This window comes from Kitasatospora sp. NPDC022856 (assembly GCF_055561235.1).
This window is the reverse complement of sequence record NZ_JBVHHE010000036.1, coordinates 50,020-63,454: the sequence shown is the minus strand read 5'-3', so window position 1 is coordinate 63,454 and position 13,435 is coordinate 50,020. Positions and strand designations below refer to the sequence as shown.

Genomic DNA, 13,435 nt, shown 5'->3' with positions numbered 1-13,435 from the left:
GTCATCACCCTCGACGCCCGACGACGCGACAGCGCCAAGAGCGCCCTCATCACCCTCGTCGAACACGCCCTCCTCGCCCGCCTGCGCTGAGCGGGGCGGCCCCCGGGGCGGTGCGGCCACCGGACCAGGGGGTCCGTGGGCCGCACCGCCCGGGGGCTCACCCGGCGGACGGCTCCAGGCCGGCCCGCAGCAGGCCGTAGGTGTAGGCGTCGTCCAGGGCCAGCCAGGACGCGGCGATCACGTTGTCGGCCACCCCGACGGTGGACCAGCTGGTGGTGCCGTCGGTGGACTCGATCAGTACCCGGGTCTTGGAACCGGTGCCGTGCTGGCCCTCCAGGATGCGGACCTTGTAGTCGACCAGCTCCAGCTTGGCCAGCTGCGGGTAGATCCGCTCCAGCGCGGTGCGCAGCGCCTTGTCCAGCGCGTCGACCGGGCCGTTGCCCTCGCCGGTGGCGATCCGGCGCTCGCCCTTGGCCCAGACCTTGACCGTCGCCTCGTTGCCCGCGAAGCCCTGCGGGCCCTGCTCGCTGATGGTCCGCCAGGACTCCAGGGTGTAGAAGCGCTCGCGGCTGCCGCGCACCTCGTCACGGAGCAGCAGCTCGAAGGAGGCGTCGGCGGACTCGTAGGTGTAGCCGAGGTTCTCCTGCTCCTTGACCCTGACGACCACCCGGCCGGCCAGGTCCCGGTCGCTGGACAGGTCGTAGCCGAGCTCCTTGCCCTTGAGCTCGACCGAGGCGCGGCCGGCCATGTCGGAGACCAGCATCCGCATGGTGTTGCCGACCGTCGCCGGGTCGATGTGCTGGTAGAGGTCCGGGTCGACCTTGATCGCGGAGGCGTGCAGACCGGCCTTGTGCGCGAAGGCGGAGTGGCCGACGTACGGCTGGTGGGTGGAGGGCGTCAGGTTGACCACCTCGGCGACCGCGTGCGAGATCCGGGTCATCTCGGCCAGGCTGCCGGGCGGCAGCACCCGGCGGTCGTACTTGATCTCCAGCGCGCCGACCACCGGGAACAGGTTGGCGTTGCCGACCCGCTCGCCGTAGCCGTTGGCGGTGCACTGGACGTGGGTGGCACCCGAGTCCACCGCGGCCAGCGTGTTGGCGACGGCGCAGCCGGTGTCGTCCTGGGCGTGGATGCCGATCCGGGCACCGGGCTTGTAGGTCGCGGAGTCGGCGAGGACGTCGGCGACGATGTCGCGGACGCCGGCCGGCAGCATCCCGCCGTTGGTGTCGCAGAGCACCACCACGTCGGCACCGGCCTCGTGCGCGGCGCGGACCACCGCCAGGGCGTAGGCGCGGTTGGCCTTGTAGCCGTCGAAGAAGTGCTCGCAGTCGATGAACACCCGGCGGTCCTGGGAGCGCAGGTAGGCCACGCTGTCCCGGATCATCTCCAGGTTCTCGTCCAGCGTGGTGCGCAGCGCCAGTTCGACGTGCCGGTCGTGGGCCTTGGCGACCAGGGTGATCACCGGGGCGCCGGAGGTCACCAGGGCGGCCAGCTGCGGGTCCTCGGCCGCCTTGCCGCCGGCCCGCCGGGTGGCGCCGAAGGCGACCAGCTGGGCGTGCCGGAGGTCCAGTTCGGCGGCGGCCCGGGCGAAGAACTCGGTGTCCCGCGGGTTGGCGCCGGGCCAGCCGCCCTCGATGAACCCGACCCCGAACTCGTCCAGATACCGGGCAATGGTCAGCTTGTCGGCCACCGTGAGGTTGATGCCCTCGCGCTGCGCGCCGTCGCGCAGGGTGGTGTCGAAGACGTGGAAGCTGTCGTCGGTGCGGTTGCTGGCCTGGGTCATGGCCCTGGGTCTCCGTTCCGGGAGGTTGGTACTGCTCTGCCGGTTCTGATCCGGCTCCACTGTCCAGCATCCCGCGCGCGCCCGGTGTCGCTCGGCCCCTTGTGGGGGCTCCGGCCGGTCCGGGGGTGTGCCGTTCGGGCTGGGCCCGAAAAGCAAAAGACCCCTCGCGGGTGCGAGAGGTCTGCGCGCGGGTCTGGACGCTGGTGGTCGCTCCGCATCGGGTACTGCGGAGCGGTCACTGCGGACCGGCGCGCCTGCTGCTAATGATCAGCGAAAGCGAGGACACGCTCGCAGTGTGGCACACCCTCCGGAGTCCGGCCCGGCCGTCTCGCGATCCGAAACGGCACGGGCCGGGGCGGCTCCGGATCAGACGATCTTGTGCAGCCAGCCGTGGGTGTCGGGGCGCTGGCCGCCCTGGATGGCCAGCAGCGCCCGGCGCAGCTCCATGGTGGTCGGGCCGGGCTCGCCGGCGCCGACGGTCCAGTCCCCGCCGCGGGACTTGACCGAGCCGACCGGGGTGATGACGGCGGCGGTGCCGCACGCGAAGACCTCGGTGAGGGTGCCGTCGGCGTTGCCCCGCTTCCACTCCTCGGTGGAGATCTTCCGCTCCTCGACGGCGTAGCCGAGGTCGGCGGCGAGCTGGAGCAGCGAGTCGCGGGTGATGCCGGGGAGCAGCGCGCCGGAGAGCTCGGGGGTGACGATCGTCGCGTCCTTGCCCTCGCCGAAGACGAAGTACAGGTTCATCCCGCCCATCTCCTCGATCCACCGGTGCTCGGCGGCGTCGAGCCAGACCACCTGGTCGCAGCCCTTGGCGGCGGCCTCGGCCTGGGCGACCAGCGAGGCGGCGTAGTTGCCGGCGCACTTGGCGGCACCGGTGCCGCCCGGCGCGGCGCGGACGTAGTCCTCGGAGAGCCAGACCGAGACCGGCTTGACGCCACCGGAGAAGTAGGCGCCGGCCGGCGAGGCGATGATCATGAAGAGGTAGGAGTTGGCCGGGCGCACACCCAGGCCCACCTCGGTGGCGAACATGAAGGGCCGCAGGTAGAGGCTCTGCTCCTGCTCGTTCGGCACCCAGTTCTGCTCCTGCTGGACCAGGTGCTCGACGGCCTCGACGAAGGTCTCGATCGGCAGCTCCGGCATGGCCAGCCGGCGGGCGGAGGCCTGGAAGCGGGCGGCGTTGGCCTCCGGGCGGAAGGTCGCGATCGAGCCGTCGGCCTGGCGGTAGGCCTTCAGGCCCTCGAAGATCGACTGACCGTAGTGCAGCGTCATGTTCGCCGGGTCGATCTCCAGCGGCGCGTACGGCGCCAGCTGGGCGTCGTGCCAGCCCAGGCCCTCGGTCCACCGGATGGTGACCATGTGGTCGGTGAAGATCCTCCCGAAGCCGGGGTTGGCCAGCCGGGCCTCGCGCTCCGCGTCGGACAGCGGGTGCGCGGAGGGCTTGAGGTCGAACGTGATGGGCGCCTGGGTGGGCGTGCTCATGGCTGTGTGTCCTTCACCGTGGGGTTGGTCCGGGCCGCCTCCGTCGGGTGAACGTTTCGGCGAACGAACGCACGACGGCACGGCCCACTGTCGATACTCGCATCCAGAGGGCCGTGCCGAACAGCTGTCGACCCCAGGAGGAGTCGGCGGCCGCGGTTGTGCGCTTGTGCGCCCCGGCCCCTTCGGCCGGAACACCGCTTGTCGGATCCGGCCTCCCGGCCTGATCCCGCGTGTCGGATCCGGCCTGTCAGCCGGATACTCGGGCGGCGAGCGCGTCGCCGACCTGGGAGGTGCTGCGGGTGCCGGTGCGCTCGGTCAGGTCCGCGGCGACCGCGGCCTCGACCGCGGCGGCCTCGGCGGCGAAGCCGAGGTGCTCCAGCAGCATGGCGACCGAGAGCACGGTGGCGGTCGGGTCGGCCTTGCCCTGGCCCGCGATGTCCGGGGCGGAGCCGTGCACGGGCTCGAACATCGACGGGAAGTCGCCGCTCGGGTTGATGTTGCCGCTGGCGGCCAGGCCGATCCCGCCGGTGACGGCCGCGGCCAGGTCGGTCAGGATGTCGCCGAACAGGTTGTCGGTGACGATCACGTCGAACCGCTCCGGCTGGGTGACGAAGAAGATGGTCGCCGCGTCGACGTGCAGGTAGTCGGTGGTGACCTCGGGGAACTCCCGGCCGACCTGCTCGAAGATCCGCGTCCACAGGTGACCGGCGTGCACCAGCACGTTGTTCTTGTGGACGAGGGTCAGCTTCTTGCGCGGCCGCGCCTGGGCCCGGCGGTAGGCGTCGCGGACGACCCGCTCGATGCCGTAGGCGGTGTTCAGGCTGACCTCGGTGGCCACCTCGTGCTCGGTGCCGGTGCGCAGCGAGCCGCCGTTGCCGACGTACGGGCCCTCGGTGCCCTCGCGGACGACCACGAAGTCGATCGCGGGGTCACCGGCCAGCGGCGACGCCACGCCCGGGAAGAGCCGGCCCGGCCGCAGGTTGATGTGGTGGTCGAAGGCGAACCGCAGCTTCAGCAGCAGCCCGCGCTCCAGCACGCCGGACGGGACGCTCGGGTCGCCGATGGCGCCGAGCAGGATCGCGTCGTGGGTCTTCAGCTCCGCCAGCACGCTGTCCGGCAGCGTCTCGCCGGTGCGGTGGTAGCGCCGGGCGCCGAGGTCGTACTCGGTGGTCTCCAGCTTCACGTCGGCGGGCAGCGCCGCGCCAAGGACCTTGAGGCCTTCGGCCACCACTTCCTGGCCGATGCCGTCACCGGGAACTACTGCGAGACGAATGGTGCGAGACATGCTCGGACCCTACTCCGCCGTCCCAGGGGCTGACACTTCACGTCCACTATCCGGACACTCGATCCGGCACGCAGTCGTCGAGCGCGCGCTCCGACCGCTTGAGGGTCGCCATGCGGAACAGCGTCTGCGGAGTCACGAAGATCAGGCTCCCGTCGAGCAACTCGGTGTGCGGCGGGAGATCCGGCAGCCGGTGGAGGTCCTCGGCGGTGTACCCGCCGACCGGGGGGCGGAGCCAGTCGGGGTACGGCTCGATGCTCATGATTCCTCCCGTACGGGCATCCTGACGGACGCTCTCGGGCAACTCGGCGGGATCCCGCCGGACGTCACTCCCACGGGGGAGCGCGGGAGGCGGAACCCGCGCCCGGGGCGCGTCTATGCTCGCGACGAACTGGTCCGGCATTCCTCGTGGAACGGGGCGAATCACCATGGCCGAGCGACGGCGGGAGGCGTTGGCCTGCGGGGTCGCGGCGGGCCTGGGCATGGCCGGCTACGCGCTCGCCGCCGCCCTGCGCGGGGCCTGGCCGCCCGGGGCCGCGGAGACGGCGGTGCCGTTCCACGCCCAGCTGTGGGACCTCGTCCACGGCGAGACCACCGGAGACCTGCTGTTCACCTGGAACAGCGGGTACGGCGCGCCGTTCCTGGCCGACTTCTTCGCCTACCTGATGAACCCGTTCTCCTGGCCGGCCGCGCTGCTGCCGCGCGACCAGGCCCAGCTCGCGGTCTTCCTGGTGGCGCTGGGCAGCATCGGCCTGGGCACCGGCCTGATGACCCACGTGCTGGGCCGCCTGCACGCCGGCCCGCACTGGCTGCGGGCGGTCGCCGCCCTCGGCTACGGGCTCTGCGCCTGGGTGCCGACCGTGGGCGGGACGGCCCCGATGTGGCTCTGGGGCCTGGTCTCGCTGCCGCTGCTCGTCCTGGCCGGCGACTGGTGCCTGCACGAGCGCCGCTGGGTGGCCGGCACCCTCTGCGTCGCCCTCGCCTGGGCGGGCAACCTCTACACCGCCGCGATGGCCACCATCACGGCCGGCCTGGTGCTCGCGGTGCGGCTGGCGGCCGTCCGGCGGCCGTTCAAGGCCGTGGTCCGGGTGACCGGTCGGGCGGTCACCACGGCCGGCCTCGGGGTGCTGCTCGCCGCGCCGGTGCTGTTCGTCGGCGTCCGGGCCGCGCAGGAGGCGCAGCCCGGGTCCCCCGTCCAGCCGCTCGGCCCCTCCGGGCTCGGCGGGCACCTCGCCCAGTTGCTGCCCGGCACCCAGAGCGGGCGGCCGCTGCCGGACGTCTCGATCGGCCTGCTCGGCCTGCTGCTGGTGGCCGGGCTGCCGTTCAACCGGCGGGTGCGGCCCCGGGAGCGGATCGTCTGGTGCGCCCTGCTGGCCATGGTGGTGCTGAGCTTCGTCTGGACGCCGACCGTGCTGGTCTGGCACGGCCTGGCCATCCCGGCCGGCGGCCCCTACCGGGCGGCCTTCGTGCTCAGCGGGCTGCTGGTGCTGGCCGGCTGGGTCTCGCTGGTGCACCGGCCCGACACCCCGACGCTGCTCGGCGGCGCCGCCGTGACCGCCCTGGTGGCCGGGCTCGCGGCGGCGCACCGCTCGGTGCACGGGTCGACCTGGGCCCTCCTCGCGCTGGGCGGCGCGGTGCTGCTCGCCGCGCTGTGGACCCTGGAGCACCGGCACACCGACCGCCGGGCGGGCGCCGCCGCGACCGCCGTCCTGGGCGCAGCGGTGCTCGGCGGAGCGGTCTGGTCGGCCTACGCCGCGCTGGGCACGCCGGCCGCCGGGACGCCCTCGGGCGCCGCCGTCCGGGCCGCGCACGCGGCGCTGCGGCAGGCCGCCGACTGGCCGCGGGCCCGGAGCGACCCGGGACCGCACGCCTTCACCCCGAACGACCCGCTGCTGCTCGACGGCCAGGGCGGCGGCTACTCCAGCGGGTCCCTGCCCACCGTCACCGCGCTGCTGCTGCACGACCTGGGCGCCGGCTGGTCGGCCGGCGGGCGGCTCACCCGGAGCGTCACGGACCCGGTCGGACGGGCGCTGTTCGCCGTCCGGACCCAGCTCGCCGACGGGCCGCCGCCGAACGGCTTCACGGTCGCCCGGTCCGCCGCTCCCCCGCTGGTCACCGTCCTCCCGGCGGGCTCCGCCCCGGACACCTCCTCGGTCTGGTCGCGCCAGGAGTCGCTGCTCGGCGGCCCGGTCTACGACGTCCCCGGGCTGGTCCCGGCCGGCGGTCCGGAGCCGGCGGAGCACGGCAGCAGCGGCTGGTCCGTCCCCGCCACCCCCGCCGGTTCGGACGGCACCGCGTTCACCGCGGCCTGCACCCCGGGCGCCACCGCGTACTTCCACGGGGTCTGGTTCGACGGCACGGTGAGCGGCCTCGCCACGACCTACCGCAGCGACGGCGAGCAGCCGACCACCGCCGTGCCGATCCACGAGCTGGGGACGGTGCCCGCCGACGGCGTGGTGCGGGTGGTGCTGCGCGCGGACGCCGTCACCCAGGTCCCGGCCCGGCCGGTCGGCTGTCTGCGGCCCGGCGCGCTGGACGCGGCCGTCGCGCGGCTCACCGCGACCGGCGCCCGCTCGGTCACGGCCGGCGGGCACACCCTGGCCGCCGCCCTCCCGCCCGGCAGCACCGGGACGGCGCTGCTCTCCGTCCCGGCCACCGCGGGCTGGACCTGCGCGACCGGCGGCGGCCGGCCCACCGCGCCCACCTCCGTCCTCGGCATGATCGGTGTCCCGCTCGGCGCCGGCGCGGACCGGATCAGCTGCTCGTTCCGCCCGCCCGGTCTGACCGAGGGGTTGCTCCTCGCGCTGGCCGCGGCCGCCGTCACCACCCTGACCGGGGTCTTCGGCCGGCTCCGCCACCGGCCCACCCGCACACCGCGCCGGATCCGCCGGGCCGCCCACCGGGGGCGCGCCGACGGGTAGCGATGCCGGAGGCCGTCACCGCGTGCGGTGACGGCCTCCGGCGGGGCGGGTCGGGACGGAGCGGTCAGGGGAGGGCGAGGACCTGTCCCCGGTGGCCGTCCCGGTTGAAGTGGTGGAGCAGGAGCAGCCGGGAGGTGTCACCGTCGGCGCGCCGGACGTCGAGGACGGTGCCCGGCGGGAGGGCGGCGGCCACCGCGGCGGGGCCGCCGGGACCGGTGCGGACGTCCACGGCCGGGTGCAGCACGTCGACCGCGAGGGTGGGCCTGGTGCCGCGCAGGCCGACGGCGGAGAACGCCTCGGCCGGGTCGGGCTTCCCCGAAGTGGCGACACCGGTCCAGAGCCCGTAGCGGACGGTGCTGTGCCCGGCGCGCACCCCCGGCAGGGCGGCGAGGCGCACCGGCAGCACCAGGACGTCGCTGTCCAGCAGCGCGGTGTCGGTGTCCCCCCAGCGGGCGTTCAGCGGCTGGACGTCCAGCTCGGCACCGCTGCGGGCGTCCACCGACCGGGCGATCAGGACGTCGCTGCCGGGCTGCCGGTCCGCCTTGACGAAGACGTCGGTGGCGCCGTCCCCGTCGGTGTCCAGCGAGGCCCGGACGGCGAAGACGCCGACCGGGGTGGCGGCGGGCGCCCAGAACTGCGCGGCGAGGTAGAGCATGCCCTGCTCGTCGCCGACGGCGGGCGCGTCGGAGGCCGCGCCGACCGCGCGCAGGTTGGCCGCCCGGTCGCCGGGGCGCTCGACGCAGACGTCCTGCGGGGCCTGCGGTTCGGTGCTCTCCTCCGGCACGATGCCGGCCCCCGGTCCGACCGCGGCGCCGCTGTCGGGCGGGCAGTCGGGCCAGCGGGCGCCCTCGCCGCCCAGCGCGAAGGCGCTGAGCAGTCCGGGCTGCTCGGCCGGCGCCCGGGTGCCGCCGAGCACGACCAGGGCGCCGGTCCTGGTGCCGCGCGCCGGGGCCGCCGCGCTCAGGTCCGAGGCCGGGCGGGGAGCGGCGAGCAGCGGGACCCGCAGCTCGGGCAGCGCGCCGTCCGAGACGGGCGTGAGCAGCAGCCGCCCGGAGAGCTCGCCCCGGTAGCTGCGGGCCCGGCCGCCCTGGCTGGTGTCGATGGTCGGGTCGGGCGCGCGGCCGAGCTGTCCCGGGACGGTCAGCGTGACCCTGACCCGGGCGGTGCCGCCGGCCGGCACCTCGACCCGGTCGGGCGCGATCTCGAAGCGGGCGCCGGGCAGTTCGGTGGCGGCCGCGTAGCCGGTGCGGTACAGCGCCGCCGTGCCGGACAGGTTGCGGACCTCGACCTCGCGGACGAGCCCGAGCGGGCCGCCGACGGCCACCGGGCCGAAGGAGACGCCGACGCTGCCCGGCGCCGCGCCCTCGCCCGCCGCGTAGGCGACCACCGGGGTGCGGACGGCGCGGTCCACCTGGGCCCGGCCGGCGCCGGTGCGCTCGGGGCCGTAGACCGGGCCGGTGTGCCCGTCGCCGGGCCAGGTGTCCCCGGCGGTGTTCATCAGCGCGGCCTTGAGCTGCTCGACCGTCCACTCCGGGTGGGCCGCGCGGACCAGCGCGGCCAGCCCGGCGACGTGCGGGGTGGCCATCGAGGTGCCGTCCTCGCGCTGGCCGCCGACGCCGCTGCCGGCCTTGGCGGACCAGATGGTCTCGCCGGGGGCGGCGAGGTCGGGCTTGACCACGCCGGGGACGCCGATCCCGCGCGAGGTGAAGTCGGTGAGGGTGTCGGCGCGTTGCGGCTGGTCCTGGGAGACGACACCGTGCAGCGGGTTGCCGGGGGCGGCCAGCCGGACGGTGACCGGGCCGCTCGCCGCACCCTGGCGCAGCCGTTCGCCGTCGGCCCGGGCGAGCAGCGCGAGCGGGATCCGGTCGTTGCCGGAGACCTCGGCGAGGTGGTCGTCGTCGGCGGCGAGCAGGGCGCCGATCGCGCCCGCGTCGGCGGCGTGGTCCGCGCGCGGCCCGGAGCCGCAGGCCCGCTCGGACGCCCGGGTGCTCCAGGCGAGGACGGCGATCCGCCCGGCGAGCCGCTGCCGGTCGGCCTCGCCGAACGCCGTGCAGCCGTCGGACTGGTCGACGGGCAGGGCGAGTTCGCCGCTGACGTCGGCGCTCGACCAGCCCTGGTAGCGGGCGCTCCAGTGGCCCGGGACGACCCCGGCGAGCGGCTCGGGGGCCAGTACCGTCAGGCCGTCGGCGTCGCTGTGCGGGTCGACCGAGGCGGCGACGGCGACGGCCCGGGCGGCGGTGCCGGGGCTGCCGCCGATGCCGTAGACGTCCCCCTCGTTCCCGGCCGCCGCGACCACCACGGTGCCGAGTTCGGAGAGGTGGTCGACGGCGATCGCGTCGGCGTCGTCGGTGGCGCCGAAGCGGCTGCCGAGGGAGAGGTTGACGACGTCGAGCCGGTCGCCGAGGTCGCCGTCGCCGTTCGGGTCGGCGGCCACGTCGAGGGCCTGGGCGAGCTGGTCGGTGGCGCCGTCACAGCCGAACACCCGGATCGCGTACAGCTGCGCGCCGGGCGCGGCGCCCGGGCCGACCGCGAAGCCGGCCGGGTCGAGGCCGGGCCGGTAGGGGCCGGGGTAGGGGCGGCCGTCGGTGGTGACGCCGAGGCCGGCGGCGGTACCGGCGACGTGCGTGCCGTGGCCGTTGAGCGCGCAGTCGATCGGGTTGTCGTCCGGGTGCGGGTCGGGCTGGTGGTGCGGGGAGGCCGGGTCCGGGTTGTAGTCGTCGCCGACCAGGTCGCGGCCGCCGATCACCTTGGCGTTCGGGAAGAGGCCGGCGGGTGCGGGCTTGGCGCCGTCCACGGCCTTGAACGCGTCCTCGGTGCCGGGGCCGCCGAAGTCCGCGTGGGTGTAGTCGATGCCGCTGTCGATGATGCCGATCCGCACCCCCTGACCGGTGTTGCCGGCCCCGGCGTCACCGGATCCGGCGTCCCAGACCCACGGCGCACCGGTCAGCGGCACGGAGTGCGCGTTGTCCCGCTGCTTGCGCACGATGGGGTGGACGGCCCGGACGCCCGGCAGCGCGCGCAGGGCGGGCAGCCGGGAGGCCGGCACGGTGACGGCGAGTCCGGTGAGCAGGGTTCGGGTGCGGTACAGCTCGCGGACGGTGGGAGCCGTACCGCGGACGGCCCGGGCCAGCCGGTCGAGCGCTTCGGACGCCCGGGTCACCTGCTCGGCTCCGGCCCGCGCGGCCTCCTGGCGGACGGCCTCCGGGGAGCGCCGGGCCCGCCGGGCCTCGGTGGCCGCCTGCCGCCAGGCCGGACCTGCGGCCTCGGTGCCGAGCTCCAGCAGGACGGAGGCCGGGCGGCCGCCGCCGGGGGGCGCGGCCGTCGGTGGACTGCCGGCCGCCGGGGCGGCGGTGAGCAGGAACGGCCCCGCCAGCAGGGCCAGGGTGAGGCCGATCCGGGCGATCGGACGACGGACGGGTGGCTGACGCACTGGGCCCTCTCCCCCGGCAAGGGGAACTGATCCGCACGCCGTGCCGCTGACGCCCGCCCGCGCGGACGCCGATCACCCTTCCGGGGCCCCAAATTAGGATGATCGCGCCGGACAGCGCGAGCAACATCCCTCCAACGGGTGCCACGTGCACTCTCGGGAGTGACTCACCGTCAGGCCGTGCGGGCTATTCGGCAGATGAACGCCGGTTCCGGAGGGTGAGGCCCGCCCGGCGCAGCGGCGAGCGGCCCTGGACCCGGGACGCCGGGAGGCGGCCCGCTCAGAGGTGACCGGTCACGCCACCGTTGTCACGGCGGTCCAGCGCGCGCTGCAGCGCGGCGGCGGCGAACGGGGGCCGCTCGGTCGCGCGGCGGCGGCGCGGCGCACGGGCGGTGGTGGCGGGGGCGGGGGTGGCGTGGCGGTCTGCGGTGGGAGGCATACCGGGCTCCTTGGATCGAATGCGCCGGGCAGTGGCGCAGAGGGTGGGGAGAGGGGGGTGCCGGCGAAGCGCGTCGCCAGGGGGCTCACGGCGGAGCGGGAGCACGCCGGGCGGGGATCGCCTGCCCACGGCGTACGGGCGCACACGGGCCGCACACCCTGGCTACAGGGGCGGCGCACCGTATGGCTCTTCCACGGTACGACCCGGGCCCTGGCCTGTCTGCACGAATACTTGGATTTCCTAGTATCTGAGACGGGACTCACCCGGAGCGCCGGTCCGGCCCCGGACGCGACAGGGCCCGGACCACCGCCGCGCGGTGGTCCGGGCCCTGTCGGAACGGCTCTGCCGGGGCTCAGGCGCCCAGGTCGACCGAGCGGGCGAAGCGGGCGCCGATCTCGGCCGCGATCGCCGACAGCACCTCCTGCGGGATCTGGGAGTCCACGGTGATCGAGGCGAGCGCGCCGCTGCCGTCGCGGGCCACCTGCATGCCGGCGATGTTGATGCCGGCGTCGCCGAGGTGGCGGCCGAGCACGCCGACCACGCCCGGGCGGTCCTCGTACTTGAAGAACGCCATGTGGTCGGTGAGCGCCACGTCCACGTCGAAGGCGTCCACGCCGACGATCTTCTGGGTCTGCTTCGGACCGGCCAGGGTGCCGGAGATGGCGATCTCGCCGCCGTCCGCCAGGGTGCCGCGGACGGTGATCACGTTGCGGTGCTCGGGGCTCTCGCTGGAGGTGGTCAGGCGCACCTCGACACCGCGCTCCTGGGCGAACAGCGGGGCGTTGACGTAGGACACCGTCTCCGCCACGACGTCCTCGAACACACCCTTGAGGGCGGACAGTTCGAGCACCTTCACATCGTGCTGGGTGATCTCGCCGCGGACCTCGACGTCCAGGCGGACGGCCACCTCGCCGGCCAGCGCGGTGAAGATCCGGCCGAGCCGCTCGGCCAGCGGCAGGCCCGGGCGGACGTCCTCGGCGATCACGCCGCCCTGGACGTTGACGGCGTCCGGGACGAGCTCGCCGGCCAGCGCCAGGCGGACGGACTTGGCGACCGCGATGCCGGCCTTCTCCTGGGCCTCGTCGGTGGAGGCGCCCAGGTGCGGGGTGGCCACCACGTTGTCGAAGCCGAACAGCGGGGAGTCGGTGCACGGCTCCTTGGCGTAGACGTCCAGGCCGGCGCCGGCCACCCGGCCGTCGCGCAGGGCGCTCGCCAGCGCGGCCTCGTCCACGATGCCGCCGCGGGCGGCGTTGACGATGCGCACGCTGGGCTTGACCTTGTGCAGCGCCTCGTCGCCGATCAGACCGATGGTCTCCGGCGTCTTCGGGAGGTGGACGGTGATGAAGTCCGAGATCTCCAGCAGCTCTTCCAGCGAGACCAGCTTGACGCCCATCTGCGCGGCGCGGGCGGCCTGGATGTAGGGGTCGTACGCGACGATCTGCATGCCGAACGCGGACATCCGCTGCGCGACCAGCACGCCGATCCGGCCGAGGCCGACGACGCCGAGGACCTTCTCGCTCAGCTCGACGCCGGTGTACTTGTTGCGCTTCCACTCGCCCTGCTTCAGGGCGGCGTTGGCCGGCGCGATGTTGCGGGCGACCGAGATCAGCAGGCCGCAGGCGAGTTCGGCGGCGGTGACGATGTTGGAGGTCGGCGCGTTGACGACCATCACGCCGGCCTTGGTGGCCGCGGCGACGTCCACGTTGTCGAGGCCGACGCCGGCGCGGGCGACCACCTTGAGTTTGCGGGCGGCGGCCAGCGCCTCGGCGTCCACCTTGGTGGCGGAGCGGATCAGGATGGCGTCCACGTCCGCGATCGCGGTCAGCAGCTCGGTGCGGTCCGCACCGTTGCAGTGGCGGATCTCGAAGTCCGGCCCGAGGGCGTCGACGGTGGCGGGGGACAGCTCTTCGGCGATCAGTACAACGGCGGTCTTGGTCACAGTGCTCACGACAGTGGTCCTTAACTGTCCGGTTCTCCCCGGCACGTAGGTGGCGTGGAAGTCGGGGGGAAGGTGGCATGCCGCGTAGGTAGACGCACGACGCTGTGGGCCTGACGCGCACTCGGAAGTGTATCGACGGGCTGGGTACCAGGCTGCTCCCGTCCG

8 protein-coding genes and 1 pseudogene are annotated in these 13,435 nt (G+C 74.8%); 2 read left to right on the top strand and 7 right to left on the bottom strand.

What is annotated here, in order from left to right; translation table 11 throughout:
- Positions 1 to 90: pseudogene (locus tag ACZ34W_RS31620) on the top strand (ATP-binding protein); the annotation flags it as partial.
- A 67-nt stretch (positions 91 to 157) separates the two neighbouring features.
- Here ACZ34W_RS31620 and cimA read toward each other — a convergent pair.
- The 4 genes from cimA to ACZ34W_RS31600 all read right to left on the bottom strand — a co-directional run bounded on the left by cimA (position 158) and on the right by ACZ34W_RS31600 (position 4,806).
- On the bottom strand, positions 158 to 1,783 hold the full coding sequence (gene cimA, locus ACZ34W_RS31615) for a citramalate synthase (RefSeq protein ID WP_465608981.1): 1,626 nt from the start codon (positions 1,781 to 1,783) through the stop codon (positions 158 to 160).
- Between the two features lie 366 nt (positions 1,784 to 2,149).
- Positions 2,150 to 3,262 carry a branched-chain amino acid aminotransferase gene (locus tag ACZ34W_RS31610; RefSeq protein ID WP_329489720.1) on the bottom strand — a complete coding sequence of 371 codons (1,113 nt, stop codon included), beginning with the start codon at positions 3,260 to 3,262 and terminating at the stop codon, positions 2,150 to 2,152.
- A 247-nt stretch (positions 3,263 to 3,509) separates the two neighbouring features.
- Entirely contained in the window at positions 3,510 to 4,547 is a 1,038-nt protein-coding gene (locus tag ACZ34W_RS31605) for a 3-isopropylmalate dehydrogenase (protein ID WP_465608978.1), read from the bottom strand.
- 46 nt (positions 4,548 to 4,593) lie between these two features.
- A complete protein-coding gene (locus ACZ34W_RS31600) occupies positions 4,594 to 4,806 on the bottom strand; it encodes a hypothetical protein (protein WP_465608976.1) in 213 nt (70 codons plus the stop codon).
- Positions 4,807 to 4,972: 166 nt separating this feature from the next.
- On the opposite strand from ACZ34W_RS31600, the gene ACZ34W_RS31595 reads away from it, so the two are divergent.
- A complete protein-coding gene (locus ACZ34W_RS31595) occupies positions 4,973 to 7,465 on the top strand; it encodes a YfhO family protein (RefSeq protein ID WP_465608974.1) in 2,493 nt (830 codons plus the stop codon).
- Between the two features lie 64 nt (positions 7,466 to 7,529).
- On the opposite strand, the gene ACZ34W_RS31590 is transcribed toward ACZ34W_RS31595, so the two are convergent.
- The 3 genes from ACZ34W_RS31590 to serA all read right to left on the bottom strand — a co-directional run bounded on the left by ACZ34W_RS31590 (position 7,530) and on the right by serA (position 13,270).
- Positions 7,530 to 10,895: a S8 family peptidase gene (locus ACZ34W_RS31590; protein ID WP_465608972.1), complete on the bottom strand. Its 3,366-nt coding sequence runs from the start codon at positions 10,893 to 10,895 to the stop codon at positions 7,530 to 7,532.
- A 277-nt stretch (positions 10,896 to 11,172) separates the two neighbouring features.
- Positions 11,173 to 11,331 carry a hypothetical protein gene (locus ACZ34W_RS31585; RefSeq protein ID WP_329489716.1) on the bottom strand — a complete coding sequence of 53 codons (159 nt, stop codon included), beginning with the start codon at positions 11,329 to 11,331 and terminating at the stop codon, positions 11,173 to 11,175.
- A gap of 352 nt (positions 11,332 to 11,683) precedes the next feature.
- Positions 11,684 to 13,270 carry a phosphoglycerate dehydrogenase gene (serA, locus tag ACZ34W_RS31580; protein ID WP_329492255.1) on the bottom strand — a complete coding sequence of 529 codons (1,587 nt, stop codon included), beginning with the start codon at positions 13,268 to 13,270 and terminating at the stop codon, positions 11,684 to 11,686.
- Positions 13,271 to 13,435 lie beyond the last annotated feature (165 nt).